This is a genomic window from Nitrospira sp. (assembly GCA_029194665.1).
Taxonomy (GTDB): Bacteria; Nitrospirota; Nitrospiria; order Nitrospirales; family Nitrospiraceae; genus Nitrospira_D.
The window spans coordinates 752,434-768,612 of the sequence record JARFXO010000002.1 but is presented as its reverse complement, the minus strand read 5'-3'; the positions used below and the strand labels follow the sequence as shown (position 1 = coordinate 768,612).

At 54.1% G+C, this 16,179-nt stretch carries 10 protein-coding genes and 2 pseudogenes; 8 read left to right on the top strand and 4 right to left on the bottom strand.

The window, feature by feature from the left end; translation table 11 throughout:
• Positions 1 to 43 precede the first annotated feature (43 nt).
• On the top strand, positions 44 to 790 hold the full coding sequence (istB, locus tag P0119_09190) for an IS21-like element helper ATPase IstB (protein MDF0666232.1): 747 nt from the start codon (positions 44 to 46) through the stop codon (positions 788 to 790).
• A 78-nt stretch (positions 791 to 868) separates the two neighbouring features.
• Here istB (P0119_09190) and P0119_09185 read toward each other — a convergent pair.
• Positions 869 to 1,165, bottom strand: a pseudogene (locus P0119_09185) (IS630 family transposase).
• A 157-nt stretch (positions 1,166 to 1,322) separates the two neighbouring features.
• Between P0119_09185 and istA the strand changes: the two are divergent.
• The 4 genes from istA (at position 1,323) to P0119_09165 (ending at position 7,109) form a co-directional block, all read left to right on the top strand.
• On the top strand, positions 1,323 to 2,591 hold the full coding sequence (gene istA, locus P0119_09180) for an IS21 family transposase (protein MDF0666231.1): 1,269 nt from the start codon (positions 1,323 to 1,325) through the stop codon (positions 2,589 to 2,591).
• Complete coding sequence (gene istB / locus P0119_09175) at positions 2,588 to 3,370, top strand: IS21-like element helper ATPase IstB (protein MDF0666230.1); 783 nt, start codon at positions 2,588 to 2,590, stop codon at positions 3,368 to 3,370. The genes istA and istB (P0119_09175) overlap by 4 nt, the downstream gene beginning before the upstream one ends.
• A gap of 492 nt (positions 3,371 to 3,862) precedes the next feature.
• Positions 3,863 to 5,146: a right-handed parallel beta-helix repeat-containing protein gene (locus tag P0119_09170; protein MDF0666229.1), complete on the top strand. Its 1,284-nt coding sequence runs from the start codon at positions 3,863 to 3,865 to the stop codon at positions 5,144 to 5,146.
• 691 nt (positions 5,147 to 5,837) lie between these two features.
• The gene (locus P0119_09165; GenBank protein MDF0666228.1) at positions 5,838 to 7,109 is read left to right on the top strand and encodes a right-handed parallel beta-helix repeat-containing protein; all 1,272 of its coding nucleotides are present in this window, start codon (positions 5,838 to 5,840) and stop codon (positions 7,107 to 7,109) included.
• A gap of 461 nt (positions 7,110 to 7,570) precedes the next feature.
• On the opposite strand, the gene P0119_09160 is transcribed toward P0119_09165, so the two are convergent.
• From P0119_09160 to P0119_09150, 3 genes and pseudogenes are all read right to left on the bottom strand, one after another.
• Positions 7,571 to 8,800: an IS256 family transposase gene (locus P0119_09160; protein MDF0666227.1), complete on the bottom strand. Its 1,230-nt coding sequence runs from the start codon at positions 8,798 to 8,800 to the stop codon at positions 7,571 to 7,573.
• 39 nt (positions 8,801 to 8,839) lie between these two features.
• Positions 8,840 to 9,076: a hypothetical protein gene (locus P0119_09155; protein MDF0666226.1), complete on the bottom strand. Its 237-nt coding sequence runs from the start codon at positions 9,074 to 9,076 to the stop codon at positions 8,840 to 8,842.
• Positions 9,077 to 9,143: 67 nt separating this feature from the next.
• A pseudogene (locus P0119_09150) lies at positions 9,144 to 9,467 on the bottom strand (DUF4372 domain-containing protein).
• A 345-nt stretch (positions 9,468 to 9,812) separates the two neighbouring features.
• Here P0119_09150 and P0119_09145 point away from each other — a divergent pair.
• The 3 genes from P0119_09145 to P0119_09135 all read left to right on the top strand — a co-directional run bounded on the left by P0119_09145 (position 9,813) and on the right by P0119_09135 (position 15,907).
• Positions 9,813 to 10,970, top strand: a complete 1,158-nt coding sequence (locus P0119_09145; protein MDF0666225.1) for a DegT/DnrJ/EryC1/StrS family aminotransferase — start codon at positions 9,813 to 9,815, stop codon at positions 10,968 to 10,970.
• Complete coding sequence (locus P0119_09140; GenBank protein ID MDF0666224.1) at positions 10,970 to 13,501, top strand: polysaccharide biosynthesis protein; 2,532 nt, start codon at positions 10,970 to 10,972, stop codon at positions 13,499 to 13,501. Before P0119_09145 ends, P0119_09140 begins: the two co-directional genes overlap by 1 nt.
• A gap of 90 nt (positions 13,502 to 13,591) precedes the next feature.
• A complete protein-coding gene (locus tag P0119_09135) occupies positions 13,592 to 15,907 on the top strand; it encodes an AAA family ATPase (GenBank protein MDF0666223.1) in 2,316 nt (771 codons plus the stop codon).
• The last annotated feature ends 272 nt before the right edge of the window (positions 15,908 to 16,179 follow it).

The following is a 16,179-nucleotide window of genomic DNA, read 5'->3' as shown; positions in this document are numbered from 1 at the left end:
ATTGTAGGTTGAAGGCGTCCACTTTTTCGAGCCTAGCACACATCTGCTCACCCAACTCGACGGCGTCTGTGAGCAGGCGGCGAAAGGCGACCTCGATTACCAAGGGTTCCTCGCCCGGGCCCTCAACGCGGAATGGCGCGGGCGCCAACAGCGGGGCATTGAGATGCGGCTGCGGATGGCGCGGTTCCCATGGGTGAAGACGCTGGAGCAGTTCGACTTCGCGTGCCAACCCTCACTGGACCGCAAGGTGGTCCGGGAGCTGGCGGGGCTGAGCTTCGTCGAACGGGCCGAGAACGTGGTCCTGTTGGGCCCGCCGGGCGTCGGCAAGAGCCATCTGGCGATCGCGCTCGGGATCAAAGCCGTCGAAGTGGGTGCGTCCGTGCTGTTTCTGACGTTGGAGACGCTGATGAGTCGGCTGATCCGGGCGCGGCACGAGAACCGACTGGAGCGCACGCTGCAGCAGTTCACCTATCCACGCCTGTTGATTCTGGATGAGGTCGGCTATCTGCCCCTGTCGCGGGAAGAGGCGAGCCTGTTCTTCCGGCTGCTCGTCCGTCGCTACGAGCGCGGGAGCTTGATCGTGACCAGCAACAAGAGCTTCGCGGACTGGGGCGAGATCTTCAACGATCATGTCCTGGCGACGGCGATCCTGGATCGGCTCCTGCATCATGCGACGACGCTCAACATCAAGGGGGAGAGCTACCGGCTGCGGGAGAAAAAGAAGGCCGGGCTCTTCGGCCGCCCGCTGAGCCCGGCTCCCGAGGAGGTAACCACCGATGCCTCAGCCTAACCCTAAGGACCGGACAATCTCATCGGTGGAAAGAGGACATCTCACATCGGTGATTTGTGGACAACCAACTTCGGTCTTGACAACCGTTTCGTCGAGCATACTCAGTGCCGCGAAGAGCGTCGTCGTGCCGTGGCGTTTGTAGTCGTGTGTCATGGTGCCACCACGGCCTTTCTTCATCGGGAGGCCTGGCTGGGTGCGGTCCAGGGCCTGGATCTGGCTTTTCTCATCCACGCTGAGGACGAGCGCGTGCTCCGGCGGATTCAGATACAAGCCCACGACATCAGCCACTTTCTCTTTGAAGTGGGGATCCCGGCTGAGCTTGAAGGAACGGACCAGATGGGGCTTGAGGCCATGTGCATCCCACACCCGCTGCACGAGGGTGGGGTTGGTGTCAGCGGTCATGCAATAATCCCCAGATGTGGTCAATGAATTCTCCCCACCCTCTCACCGAAGGAGGGATGTGATGGAACTTGACGATAGCAAGGAGACAACGATCATACCGTCCCAGGTAGACCACACTCGGGAGGTATGTATGGTGGATCAAGAGCGGTGGGCGGAGATTCGACGGTTGCGTCATGAAGAGCGGGGATCCATTTCAGGGATTGCGCGGCGGTTGGACCTGGATCGGAAGACCGTGCGGCGCAGTCTGCAGCAGACGACGTGGCAACCCTATCGCCGAGCGGCGATGACGGAGACGCTGCTGACCGCCCATGCCGACTTTGTGCGGACCCGTGCGTCGCAGGTTAATTATTCGGCGCGGATTCTCTATCAGGAACTGCGAGCGAGCCACGAGTACATCGGCAGTTATGAGACGGTGAAGCGAGGGGTGGCGCCGCTGCGTGAGGGTCAGCTGCAGGCGGAGCGGGCCCTCCTCCGCTTTGAGACACCGCCGGGCCAGCAGAGTCAGATTGATTGGGGCCAAGCCACCGTGCCCTTCCGCGCCGGCCCGACGGTGGTGCACGTGTTCGTGTTGACGTTGGGGTTCAGCCGACGTGGGTTCTATTACGCCTGTGCCGATGAGCGGCTGGCGCAGTTTCTCGAGGCCCATGAACGGGCTTTTGCGCATTTCGGTGGCCACACGCGAGAGCATCTGTATGACCGACCGCGAACCGTCTGTTATGCGGATGAGACGGGGCGGCGGCTCTGGAATCCCACCTTCAAAGCCTTCGCCGACTATTGGGGCTTTGAGCCGCGCGTGTGTCGGCCCTATCGGGCCCAGACCAAGGGTAAGGTCGAATCCGGCGTGAAATATCTGAAACGGAACTTTCTGCCGGGACGAACGTTTGTCGATCTGGTGGACTTTCAAACCCAACTTGACGAATGGACCGCGACAATTGCCGACCGCCGCATCCATGGCACGACGCATGAGGAGCCACTCGTCCGGTTTGCGCGAGAACGCAACCACCTGGTCCCGCTGGCGGACCAGCGCGCCTTCCAGCAGGAGGCGCGCGTCTCACGGATCGTGGCCGAGGACTATTTGGTCAGCCTGGCGACGAACCGCTACTCCGTGCCCTTCCGGCTCATTGGTCAGCGGGTTGAAGTGCAACGACGGGGGGACACGGTCCACATCTTTCACCGTGACCAAGAGATCGCGACGCACCCGGTGCTCCCGGGCCAGCACCAATTCCGAATCCAGCCCGAGCACGGCCCTGGAGCCAGTGCGCGTCTCGCCCGCCACCGTCGGTCCACGGTGAGCGATCGGTCCCCTCGCCCCGATGCCTTGCCGGAGGTCGAAGTGCGGGATCTGGCCTGGTACGAGGCGGTGTGTGAGCGCACGGCGTCGCAGGAGGGGCGGCCATGAACGCGGCGCAACTGGAACGGCTCCGTGACCAACTCACGCGCCTACGGCTCTTGAAGAGTCGGGAGCGGCTGGAGGCCCTCTTACAAGAAGCGGCCGTCAAGGAGCTGCCCTATGCCGACTTCCTCGACCAGGTGCTCGGCGAAGAAGTCGCGTCCAAGACCGCGAAGAACATTGCGATGCGGACGAGTTTGGCGCGATTTCCATTCGTCAAGAGTCTGGAGGTCTTCGACTTCAGCTACCAGCCTTCGTTGGATAAGAAGCAGATTCAGCAGGTGGCGACCTGCCACTTCATCGAGCACGGCGAGAATGTCGTGATCTTGGGGCCGCCCGGTGTGGGCAAAAGCCACCTGGCCATCGGGCTAGGGCTGCAAGCCATTGCCCAGGGCTATCGGGTGTTGTTCACGACAGCCGCCGCCATGATCGCTACGCTGACTCGGGCGCTCACGGAGAATCGGCTGGAGGACAAGCTGAAGCTCTATACCATTCCCCGGTTGCTGATCATTGATGAGATCGGCTATCTGCCCATTGACCGCACCGGGGCCAACTTGTTCTTTCAGCTCATCTCACGCCGCTATGAGAAGGGGCCGATGATTTTGACCAGTAACCAGAGTTTCGGGGCTTGGGGCGAGGTGTTTGGCGACCGGGTGCTGGCGACTGCGATCCTGGATCGGGTGCTCCACCACGCGATCACCATCAACATCCGGGGCCATTCCTACCGGCTGAAGGAGAAACTCAAAGCCGGACTTGTGCGGGTCGAAGAAGCGTCAACGACAACCTAACGGGGTGGGGAATTTTCGATGACCATAACTGGGGCAATTTGGATGACCCTTGACAGGTGGTGCTCAGATGCCGGGCCAACGTTCGCGTGGACCAGTGCGTGGCGGCAGGGGGACGGGTTTGAGTGGTCGCAGGCAGGATCTGCGCTTCCAGAGCCCGCCGGCGGACGGGGGTGCGCCGCCCCCGGGCCCAGTGGTGTAATTGTGTACGTTCAGCATCCGTCAACTGAAGCGACGGGGCTCTTCGCATGAGATCACCTCCAACGTGGAGGTGATAACCATGACTCATCATACGTCAAGCTATTTACGCGACAGTACACTAGTGTAGGAATGGAGCTGAGAAACACAAGTGTCTTTTCCCACGTACACTGTGTATAGTCCATGAATTATTGTGAACCAACTGGGACAAAGTTTTTAGATTTTCTTCTTTTAGGGGAACCGCTCAGAACATTGCTGCGGACGCGGCGTGTTGCAGATTATGAGGAGGCTCCATCGATGACTCGACTCAAGCGAGCCATCGGTGCCTGGATGCTGGCCAGTACCCTCTTGCCATCCGTTGCGACTCACGCGACGACGTACTACGTCGCTACAACCGGGAACAATAGCAATCTTGGCACAGAAGCCCAACCGTGGCAGACCGTCGCCCATGCGGTGAATACCATGGCCGCTGGGGATATGACCTATGTCCGGGGCGGGACGTACCATGAAGGGTTGATCCAATTCAAGAGATCCGGTACCCGAGCAGCTCCGATCAAGCTCCTGAACTATCCAGGAGAATCCCCCATCATCGATTTTATCGACAAAACTCAATTTCACCGTATTCTGATCCAACATTCGTCTGGCACCAATGTAGCGATGGGTTGGATTACGATTCAGGGGTTTGAAATCCGGGATGGATATAACGGGATCAAGTTCCACAGTTTACATAATTCAGTCATTCGACGGAATTGGATTCACCACAACGTCAGTCAAGGAATCATGGGGCAAGGTGGTCACCATAATCTCTTTGATCAAAATATCATCAACCACAATGGCAATTTTGCCGGATGTGCGGCGAGGGAACTGACTCCAATTGGTACGACGATCTGCAATCAGCAGCACGGCCTGTATATGCACGGTGATAGTTACACCATTACGAACAATCTCATTTATGACAACCTGGCCTATGGCATTACCCATAACGGCTCGTCCACCTCTACTTACAGCCAGACGAGGCATGCGGCGCCGGAGTTTGCTGGTGCGGCGAATTGGATCATTGCCAACAACACCTTTGCGTATCAAAATCACCGAGGTGGCATCGTCGTATGGGGTTCTGAATGCACGAATGCGCGGATTGAGAATAACATTTTCTATGAGAACAGCGTCAACCAATCTGGTTTTGCACAGGGGATTGACTTCGTATCCTCGACCAGCACTGGGATTACGATTAGAAACAATCTCGCTTACGCGACTTCCCCTGGCAGTACGGTCTTTCTTGGCTCTGGGGCGAACGAATGGGTCCATTACACACAATCCGGCAACCTCGTGAATGTCCGCAATCCCGGGTTTGTCAATGCGCCAGCCACGCTTCCGGCATCGCCGAATTTTGCTCTGACCGCACGAAGCCCGGCCATCGACGCCGGCTTGCCTCTTGCGACAGTTAAAATAGATTTCAACGGCACTCCTCGCCCCCAAGGACATACCCCTGATATTGGTGCTTATGAATACAGCCCTGGTGGCGACGTCGAACCACCCACTACGCCGACAACACTCGGAGTCAACCGCAAATCTTTAAATTGAGGCCAGCCATCAGTCGATCAGATTTCTCGATGGCTCTTGACCTCATGCGGAATGCCTGCCCCTGGTGTCTTGAGTCTGAAGTTACAGGTATGAGTCCTGCCCTGGTGTTATCCTCTAAGAACACTCAGCACAGGAGGACCACGATGCGAGTGGGGGGCCCGAGAGTTGAACTCATGTCTACCGGTGGCTGCGGCGCTTTGACTCCTCCAGCTGTCGAAGCCGCAGCATCTCCACCACCATCTACCCATATTGCTTCCGTCACACTCAATAGTAGGTGGCCTCACTGATCCGTAACGCCTGGTCACTTCCGGGATCGGAACATAAGCACCCAGGTATCGTATAAGGCCGTCGCAATCGGCTTCCTCCAAAAACATACCCTTCTTCATGCCCCCCTACCTTTAGGCCGTCAGGCTGGCACAGGTTTCCCGTTCACGTGGATCCAGTTTTTGGGAGATGATCGCATCACTTAGGGTCTATGAACACTTTTGAACAGCTTGAAAAAGATCATGCACTTTCTTGTATATATTTCGCCAACTTACGAGAATTACTCGTGGTATGATAGTTGCGGATGTTGCTTGCATGATGCTGACCCTCGTTAACGGTTACCGCACAAGACATCGTCTCGGACCCAGCGTATTGAGGATTAGCATTTACGTGTATTATATTAATATATCTAATGGGGAGACTCCACATGCCTCGACTCAAGCAAGCACTCGGTGCCTATATCCTGGCCTGTACTCTCCTATCAACCGTTGCGTGCAAGGCGGCTACGTACTATGTCGCCACCACCGGGAACAATAGCAATCCTGGCACAAGCTCCAAGCCGTGGCGGACGGTGGCCTACGCAGTGGGTACCATGGCCGCCGGCGACACGACCTATGTGAGGGATGGGACATACAACGAATCGGTTATCCGGTTCAAACGATCCGGCACAGCGAACGCTCCGATCAAGCTCCTGAACTATCCCGGTGAATCGCCAGTTATTGATTTTGTCAACCAGGCAGTTGGTAAAACCATCACCATTCTACACGCATCAGGTCAGACGGTTGCGATGGGCTATATAACCGTTGAAGGATTCGAGATTAAAAACGGATACGAAGGAATCAAATTTTACAACATGTACAACTCCGTCATCCGACGGAATTGGATTCATGACAATCGTCAAGGTATTCTTGGAATCGGAGGGCACCATAACCTGTTTGATCGAAATATCATCAGTCATAATGGCAATTTTACTGGATGCGCCAATGGTGAGTTGACTTCAATAGGTACGACGGTTTGCAATCAAACGCACGGTATGTATATGCACGGCGATAGCTACACCATCACGAACAACATTATTTATGACAACTTAGCAGTTGGCATTCAACACAACGGTTCATCAAGTTCGTCCTACAGCACAACGCGCCATCCGGGGCCAGAATTTTCCGGCGCGTCGAATTGGATCATTGCCCATAATGTCTCAGCGTATCAGTCGTATGGTCCAGGAATTCTGCTGTGGGGATCTCATTCTAACAACATTCGGATTGAGAACAACATCTTATACGAGAATCAACAGGCGGGCCGCCCTACCAGTGGACAGGGCGTATTTTTTACAGGAATGAGTGGGACAGGCGTTACAATTAGCAACAACCTCTGCTACGCGAGCGGGTCGGGTGGAATAGCTTGTTTCGGCGCGACGGGGGCAACTGAAGGAGTCAATTATAGCCAGTTGAACAATATGGTGAATGAGGGTGTTCCTGGGTTTGTCAATGCGCCAGCCACGGTTCCGGTAGCGCCGAATTTTGCTCTGACCGCACGAAGCCCGGCCATCGACGCCGGCTTGTCTCTCGCGACAGTTAAAATAGATTTCAACGGCACTCCTCGCCCCCAAGGAAGTGCCCCTGATATCGGCGCCTATGAATACACCACTGGTGGCGACAGCCAATCACCCGTCGCGCCAAAGGCGCTCCGAGCTGACTGATCTTACTCATAAGACGGTAAGTTGCATAACACGTTATCACCGTTGACCTTATTTTATGCGGGTTTCATTCGTGTTGCTGTTCCCTTAGTTCCTGACTACTGAGTAAGGAAGGTCTGATTTATTCCCTTCACGTGATGTGTTAAGGGTAGCGCAGCACCGAATTGGAGACGCACAGAGGTGGCTCTGCTTGGTTGGACAGTTTCTGCTGGATCATAAGTGGCGTCTGGCAATATGAGCCTACGCGGCGGTGGGCCGTGCAGGCTGGTTGTCACAACACACGCGATCGGGCGTGCGTCCGTCAAGCGCGCGATGTGGCCTGAGCTGATTGTGGAAGGTTAGGTACCGCGCTATCCCCTGCTGAGCATCGCGGACCGTCTCGTAGGCGTGGAGATAGACCTTTTCATATTTGAGGCTCCGCCACAGCCGCGGGCGTGTCAAGTTTTCTGTGTAACTGATTGTGATTAATTACTGGTGGGCACGCGGTCTCCTAAGATCATGGCAAATGGATTGAGCGCCCGTTTCCACTCCGGAATCGGGGCGGTCCATTTCTTGGCGATGCGCTGCAGGCCCAGATAGAGGACTTTGAGGATCGCTTCATCCGTGGGAAACGCACCGCGCTTTTTTAACATTTTCCGCAACGAATAATTCAGTGATTCAATGGCATTCGTGGTGTACAGGGCTTTGCGAATGGCAGGGGGATAGTCAAAGAAGACCGTGAGCCGCGTCCAGTCCCGCCGCCAACTGGTGCTGATCGTTGGATAGTGCGCATCCCACGTCAGGGCCAAGCGCTCCAAGGCCGCTTCGGCTTCCCTGACCGTCGGCGCTCCATAAATGGCTCGCAGATCCCGGGCCACGGCCCGCCGCTCCCGCCACACCACATACCGCAAGGATTGTCGGACCTTATGCACAATGCAGAGCTGCACCTGGGTTCGCGGAAAGATCGTCTCCAAGGCGTCGGGTAAACCCGTCAGCCCATCAACCCAGGCCACGAAACAATCTTTGCCCCCTCGGTGCTGGAGATCCGTAAAGACCGCTAACCAGAATTTGGCACCTTCGGTCTCACTGACCCAGCGGCCTAAGAGTTCTTTTTCCCCAGCTAAGGTGACGCCCAGCGCCACATAGACCGCTTTGGTTTTGACGGCTCCGTCATGCCGCGATTTCACAAAGAGACAATCGAAATAGAGAATCGGATAGACCGTTTCCAGTGGACGACTCTGCCAGAGGCGCACATCCTCTAAGACCGCATCGGTAATGGTGGAGATAAGTGTCGGCGACACCTCCGTCCCATAGAACTCTTCGAGATGGCCTTGCATTTCCCGCGTGGTGAGCCCATGGGCATAGAGGGCCAGCACTTTGTCATCAAACCTCTCAAGCCGCCGCTGCCGTTTCTTGACCACGGTCGGTTCAAACGTGCCAGCCCGATCTCGCGGCACCGCCACGTCGACCGGGCCTTGCTCGGGCTGTACCGTCTTCGGACTACTGCCATTCCGAGCATTTTCTGATTTCGAAGGCAGGCGGGCATGAGGCGCATACCCAAGATGGGTGGTCAATTCGGCGGCCAGGGCGCGTTCCACCAACCGTTTCGTGAGGCCTTTCAGGAATCCATGTTCGCCAAGAATCTCTTCCGGAGACTCACAGCCTTGCACTAAGTCATCCAGCAACGCATCCGTTTTTGTGTCTTGCTTGGTCATCAAACCCTCCCTCCTCTATAGAAGAAGCATGATAACCAGTTACGCAGTTAAGCTTACACCCTCCTGAGCGAGCCGCACGAACAGCGTCCACCAGTTGTACACCAGCGCCACCATCCGAGCCATGAGCCGGCAGCGCGCCAGGTCCTGCGTGGTGAAGCCGCCCCAGCCCCATGGCTTCTTCAACAACCCATGTTCCCCCAGAATAGCTTCCGGAGACTCACAGTCCTTTAATAAATCATCAAGTAAAGCATCGGTTTTTGTGTTGGGCTTGGTCATCAGTCCTCCTTCATAAAATAACCCCGTGATGATAACCAATTACACAGTTGATCTTACAAGCCCGCGTTCGAGCCTGTGCAATCAGACGCTGCGCAAACTCGGCGGAGATCCGCCAGTCCCGCAGCTCGTTGGCATCGGCCAGCGTGGATCGCTTGATCTCCTGCCGGAATCCCATGTGGTAGAGCTTGGCCGACTGCGCGGCGAGGCAGACCTCGATATCGCGCAGACTCTCACGGTACGTCAGTTGCGCAAAGGCCATGACGCGGAATTGTTCGGCACAGGTCAGCGACTTGACGTAACGGTCGCCCCCGTAGCGATTGACGAGGCGCGTGAAGGTCGTCCAGGGCAGGAAGTCCATCAGCTGGGCGAACAACGTCTTGCCAGTGTTCATGACGGCTGTCTCCGGCATAAAACCCAAAAGACTGCCCGAACCGGCCCATACCGTTCAAATCGACACCACCTTTCATCGCATCAAATCCCGCTCCAGATTTGGCTCTCCAGCTCATGGGGCCTGTATTAACCGGACGCTACTGGAAACAATTATAAAATTCTAATTATTCTTTAATAGCCTTGGATCTATTGAATGTTGTAGGATTAAGATCCATTTGATTTCTGAGGTATTTTTTCAGCAACCATAGCCTCAACCCCCTCCAAAGATGAGTTGTGCTTTTCCGGAGTTATGGGAAAGTGTACCCCTGATAGGGAGATGTTCGTTAGCCAAAGGGGAGATCTGTGCATGAAAGACTTTTTGCCTTTTCATAGGTCTGATGTTGGGGAGGAAGAGGTGTCAGAAGTGCTGGAGGTTCTCCGCTCTGGTTGGTTGACAACGGGTCCCAAGGTGAGGGAATTTGAGCGTGAATTTGCCGCAATGGTTGGGGCCGAACACGCAGTCGCGGTTAATTCCTGTACGGCCGCCCTCCATCTTGCCCTTGAAGCGGCCGGTGTGAGTGAAGGGGATGAAGTACTGGTTCCGACGATGACCTTTGCCGCGACGGCGGAGGTCGTCACATATTTCAAGGCACGACCAGTTCTGATCGATTGCGTGCAAGACACACTGAATCTGAATACGAATCGTCTCCAACAAGCCATCACCGACAAAACGAGAGCGATCATACCCGTCCACTTTGCCGGGCATCCGTGCGACCTACGACCCATTCAGATGATCGCAAAGGAGCATGGCCTTCGCGTGATCGAAGACGCGGCGCATGCCTTACCCGCGCGATACCACGGCAAAATGATCGGCGGAATCTCTGATGCCACTTGTTTTTCGTTCTACGCGACCAAGAATATCACCACCGGCGAAGGCGGTATGGTTACCACTAATAACGCCGAGTGGGCTGCTCGTATGAGGATGATGAGTTTGCACGGTCTCAGCCGGGATGCTTGGAATCGCTACTCTGCGCAAGGTTCGTGGTACTACGAAATCCTCTCGCCCGGTTTTAAGTACAACCTGACCGATATTGCTGCGGCGCTTGGTTTGGCGCAAATGAAGAAGTGCGAACGATTTTGGAAAGGGCGTGAACGGTACGCAGCTTTGTATCAGGAAGGTTTCCAAGATCTTCCTGAGGTCCTGTGCCCTCCAACTGCTTCTCATGTTCAGCACGCATGGCATCTGTATGTCATTCAATTGAATTTGGATCGTTTGCGGATCGGTCGCGATGAATTCATCAGCCAACTGCAGCAAGCCGGCGTCGGATGCAGTGTACACTTCATCCCTCTCCACCTACATCCGTATCATCGGGACAGGGGAGGCTACCGACCTGAAGATTTCCCCGTTGCGAGTATGGTGTTCCAACGAATCGTTTCATTGCCGTTGTACTCCAAGATGACGGAGGATGAGATCAATCGTGTCATTGAAACTGTTCGGGACCTTGTCAGGAGGAACCGACGGTGATGAAACGCACGCTTGATGTCTGCCTAGCCGCGTTAGGGTTGGCTCTCACGGCTCCGTTGCTAGCAATCATCTCTGCTTTGATCAAACTGAGCTCGCATGGCCCGGTGATTTTTCGCCAGGTTCGCGTGGGTCAGGGATTTCGTCCCTTCTCGATACTAAAATTTCGAACCATGGTTGTGGATGCTCCTGGTATCCGCTTGCCTCTCACGGTGGGACAAGATCCTCGCATAACGAGAATCGGTCGGCTTCTACGGAAATTCAAGCTCGATGAGTTGCCTCAACTGGTAAATGTTCTTGTGGGTGATATGAGCCTTGTCGGTCCAAGACCGGAAGTTCCAAGCTATGTTGAACGACTACGTGCTGAGTTTTCGGAGGTGCTCACGGTTCGTCCAGGGATTACAGATCTGGCCTCGTTGAGGTACATTGATGAGGCGGCGCTCCTCGCCTATTCCGCTAATCCTGAAGAAGAGTATCAGCTCAAAGTTCTTCCCGAAAAGCTTCGGTTGGCGAGGTTATATATTCGCCATATGTCTTTGCGGCTCGATCTCGCGATTATAATGCAAACGTTGGTTCATATTTCTAGGCTTCCGGTTGTGCTCTTCACGCTTCCTGAACTAAAAGCAACCGTCGACTCCCCCCTATCCTCTCCTTGGGCGAGCCTATCGACCCTTATTCTGAGGTGGCGGAAGTCAATTATCGTCGTTCTTGATGTAGTGTTAATAATTCTGGCAAACTACTTTGCATTTGTCCTGCGATATGATGGCAGCATCCCCGAAGGTGAAATCCACATCTTCGAGCAAACAGTACTTTCGTTGGTTGCCATTAGAGTCGTGGCGTTTGCCTTGTTTGGCCTGAACGAAGGTTTGTGGAGGTATACGAGCATTTGGGATCTTCAAAACATTATAGGGGGGGTCCTGACAAGTACTGTCATATTTTATGGTTGGGTCCATTGGGGGATGGAGATCTATGGCTACCCACGTTCTATAGTTGCCATAGACGCTATGTTACTCATCGGGTTTCTTGCCGGGATAAGATTGTCCTCCAGGGTCCTTCGTGATAAGTCAGTATTTCAGAAAAAGCGCAAGGTTTTGGTCATCGGCGCTGGAGACTCAGGAGAACGAGTGGTTCGGGAAATGAAAACTCGTGCAGTATTTAATTGTCAGCCGATCGGATTCGTCGATGATAACGTCGGGCTTCTTAATCAACGCATCCATGGAGTCCGAGTCTTGGGGATAGTGCAAGACCTCCCAAAACTTGTAGAAGGACTTAAGCCTGAAGTAGTTGTGGTTGCGGTACCGAATGTCACTCCTGGGTTTCTTCGAGACCTCGTTATCAAATTGGAGCCGTATAATGTTTCGATCAAGACTTTGCCTGCCAAAGAGGAAATCCTCGCAGACCAAAGTACGGTCAGTCAAATACGCAATATTTCGATTCCGGATCTTTTGGCACGTGCACCTATTGACCTAGACAATGAAGCTACGAGACAGATGGTTAGAGGTAAGTGTGTCTTGATTACTGGTGCAGGCGGGTCGATCGGTTCGGAGTTGGCTCGGCAAATTACCTTATTCGAACCCAAATTGCTATTGCTCTATGAGCGTCATGAGAACAGTCTATACACTATTCATAAAGAATTAGATGATCGGAGACTTTCGTTGACTATTGTCCCATTGATTGGGGATGTCACTGACGCCAAGAGGCTCTATGCCGTGCTGGAGCAGTATAAACCTCAGATCTTGTTCCATGCGGCAGCGCACAAGCACGTTCCTCTCGTTGAGCTGAATCCTCTGGAGGCTGTGAAGAACAACTGCATCGGCACGCGTGTGACCGCTGAAGCCGCGAGTCTCTACGGAGTCGAACAGTTCGTCCATATTTCGACTGACAAGGCGGTCAACCCTTCGAGCGTGATGGGAGCTACCAAGCGAGTGGCTGAACTCATCATTCAAGATATTGCGAGGACTAGTCGGACTCGTTTCCTTCTAGTACGGTTTGGCAATGTTCTTGGCAGCAGCGGCAGTGTGTTGCTGCGCTTTCAGGAGCAAATCAGGGCTGGTGGGCCCGTAACAGTTACACACCAGGAGATCCGACGATATTTCATGCTTATCCCCGAAGCGGTTCAGTTGGTGCTTCAGGCAGCAACTATTGGCGAACAAGGTAACATTTATGTTCTAGATATGGGGGAGCAAATCAAAGTTCTTGATATCGCCAGGAGTCTGATTCGGTTGTCAGGACTCATTCCAGGTAAGGATATTCCTATTCGATTCGTCGGTCTCCGTCCTGGGGAAAAACTTTATGAGGAATTAGTCGGGGAGGGAGAGATTGCCGTGCAATCATCCCTGGAGAAAATCTTACAGATTCGGACGATAAGGCAACTCGACTTCGAAGAGTTTCGAGAAAGGCTATCTGCATTAGAGGCCGCAAGTTATCGCGACGAAACGAGCGTGCTGCTTGAACGACTCAAGGAGATAGTCCCGATGTTCCACGCATGCGTTTCGGATACCGAGTCTTCGACCGTGTCGACTGGTTCGCTGTAAGGTTAGAAGATGGGCCGGCCATTCTGCTAATGCCTCTTCATAAACTGTGATTCCTGTTATGCTGTAGTGCAAGGTGGTCGGAGGGCATGTATGCAATATCCTGAGTCAAATGTCTCAGTAGAACAAACAGGGGTAGACACAGTCCGCGAGTATGCCCTTATAGCTTCGCGCAATAAATGGGTCATCGCAGGTGCGATAGCTCTATCTTTGGCGCTGGCCTGGGGGTACCTGCTAGTTGCTCCTAAATACTATCAGTCGCAAGCGTTGATTGTGGTGGAAGAGCGGAAAGGAATCGATGACGTTATCAATAAGGGGGAAAACTCGGATCAACATTTCGAGAAACGTCTCTTTCTCATCCAGAAGCAACTTATCAGCCGGGATTTCTTGGGTCCCATCGCAAAAGAATTAAGCGTACTCAGTAGTGAATCTGATAAGCAAGGAGAGTTAGCTGGCTGGGGTGAGTTAGCGAGAATGACAAAGGTTGAGCGAGCGATGATCGATCCGGCTGGAGGCAAAAGCTCACAGAACTTAGTTGATGGCTTCGTGGTCTCCTTTTTACATCAGGATCCGAACATTGCTATGCAGGTGACAGCACGAATCGCGGACAAATTCATTGAGGAGAGCAACCGGGACCGTGAGAAGGAAGTTGAAGGTACAGGAGAATTCCTTGATGAAGAGCTGCGAGTGTTAAAGCGAGAGCTGGAAAAGAGAGAAGAGAGTATCAGCCAGTTCAAGAAATCACACCTGGGCGATCTTCCTCAGCAAGCAGATACCAATCTTCGGGCCTTGGATCGAGCAGAAGCAGAGATCACCGCCACTTCCGAAAGTCTTCAGCGTCACTCCGATAAGCTTGACACACTGCATCAAGCGGTTCAGCTGTACCGCACATCCGGGCAGCAGAGTTTTGGCATCGGGGCCACACGCTCGGTAGAACCGGACCCTCTATTTCGGCATCTGAAGGAGCTCCGAGAGAAACTAGTCAAGCTCAGGGCGGAATTTTGGGATGGATATCCCGAGATCATCTTGACTAAGGAAGAAATTCGGCAAACGGAGGAGGAGTTAACGAATTTGTATGGTCGGGATGCGATCCGGCCAGACAAGACGCCGCTCGATCCGTACCTCCAAGATCTGTTGAAGCAGCAAACCGAGGAGCGGACCGAGATAGCTCTGCTCAGGCAGCGGTTAGATCAATTGCGCGTCACTAAGCGGGATTTGGAACAGCGCCTCGATAGAGCGCCTTCAGTTGAACAGGAGCTCCTTGTCCTCGAGCGCGACTACAATAATATGAAGAACAATTACGCGATGCTCCTTGATAAACGTCTGCATACGCGGGTCGAACAAAATATTGAAAAACGGCAGAAGGGCGGAAAGTACCGCATACTGGACCGTCCTTATTTACCGCAGGATCCAGCCATTCCAAACAGCCCAAGAGTTTTGGTATTAGGTTTCTTGTTCGGATGCGTTTTGGGGGCAGGCCTGTCGGTCGTACGCGAGCGGCTTACTCCTCAGTTCCGCGGCCCAGAAGATGTGGAGCTGCTACTTGCAGGTCCTCGGTTGTTGGCCGCCATTCCGGATTTCTCGTTACTTTGGCGTACGGCCAGCGACCCAGGGTATTTTCAGACCCCCGCTTTGCCGAGACCTTCGCTGGGCATCGCCGTCAGATCGCGGTCGGAAGCTGAGCTGAACAGACAGCCATTGGCGGAACGATCGAATTTGCACGAGCTTGATAGAAGATTTGTTGCGAAGATGTTCCCACGTTCCATGGCTGCTGAGCAGTATCGTGTTGCTGCGGCTAGATTGCAGTTGCTCAACGCAACCGGGGCGCCGATGGTTGTCGCTGTGACGAGTGCCATCAAAGGCGAAGGAAAAACTACAACAGTGATCAATCTTGGCTATACGCTTTCACGAGACTTTGGAAGGCGCGTACTCTTGCTGGATTGTGACTTCGTCTATCCCGAACTAACGGCCTTCCTCGAATCGCCGGTAAGCCATGGGCTGATTGATTGCCTAAGAAGTGATATTCCGTTGCAGCAGGCCATGAGTTCCTTCACGGATGTTCCATGTTGGATAATGCCAGCTGGCGAATCTGTGGCTAATTCCAACGACCTATTAAGGGCGGGTCAACTCAATCGTGTTTTGTCTCAATTACGAGAGGAATTCGATTATATTCTGCTGAATGCTCCTCCAATTCTACCTGTGGCGACGATGAATGTACTAGAGAGCCATAGCGATCTCCTCCTCCTTGTGGTGAGAGCGAACCTGACGTCCAAGCAAGCTGTCACCCAGGCGATTGGATCGCTGCGTGCGGCTAGACCCATTCACGTGGTTCTCAATGGTGTGGCGTCAAATTCTCTTCCGAGCTATATGTTGGAGTACGCGGTCAGCGAGAGTCGAGTAGCTGTTTAACATGTGTTTTCAATTGAAGCCGGAGTCACCGTCAAGAGGTGTGTAAATGAGTTCAGGCGGAGGTCCTCTCCGGCTGGTGACACACCTCGTCCCGCAGCAGTGTATCGACGCCGTTCCCTCTCTGTTCGCCTGTAGATCCTCGGGTCGGGCCGCATCGTGCGCGTGATGGACGCACGCCCACTGCGGGACTGGGAGAAGCGGCCTGCACGGCCCACTGCCGCGTAGGCTCACACCGCCAGGCACCACTTATGAACTGAAAGATTCTGTCCAAA

What these genes read in the sequence shown, in the direction of transcription:
- P0119_09135 (MDF0666223.1), top strand. Translation starts at nt 13,592, where the DNA reads ATGCAATATCCTGAGTCAAATGTCTCAGTAGAACAAACAGGGGTAGAC.
- P0119_09170 (MDF0666229.1), top strand. Translation starts at nt 3,863, where the DNA reads ATGACTCGACTCAAGCGAGCCATCGGTGCCTGGATGCTGGCCAGTACC.
- P0119_09165 (MDF0666228.1), top strand. Translation starts at nt 5,838, where the DNA reads ATGCCTCGACTCAAGCAAGCACTCGGTGCCTATATCCTGGCCTGTACT.
- P0119_09140 (MDF0666224.1), top strand. Translation starts at nt 10,970, where the DNA reads ATGAAACGCACGCTTGATGTCTGCCTAGCCGCGTTAGGGTTGGCTCTC.
- P0119_09160 (MDF0666227.1), bottom strand. Translation starts at nt 8,800, where the DNA reads ATGACCAAGCAAGACACAAAAACGGATGCGTTGCTGGATGACTTAGTG.
- P0119_09155 (MDF0666226.1), bottom strand. Translation starts at nt 9,076, where the DNA reads ATGACCAAGCCCAACACAAAAACCGATGCTTTACTTGATGATTTATTA.
- P0119_09145 (MDF0666225.1), top strand. Translation starts at nt 9,813, where the DNA reads ATGAAAGACTTTTTGCCTTTTCATAGGTCTGATGTTGGGGAGGAAGAG.
- istA (MDF0666231.1), top strand. Translation starts at nt 1,323, where the DNA reads ATGGTGGATCAAGAGCGGTGGGCGGAGATTCGACGGTTGCGTCATGAA.
- istB (MDF0666230.1), top strand. Translation starts at nt 2,588, where the DNA reads ATGAACGCGGCGCAACTGGAACGGCTCCGTGACCAACTCACGCGCCTA.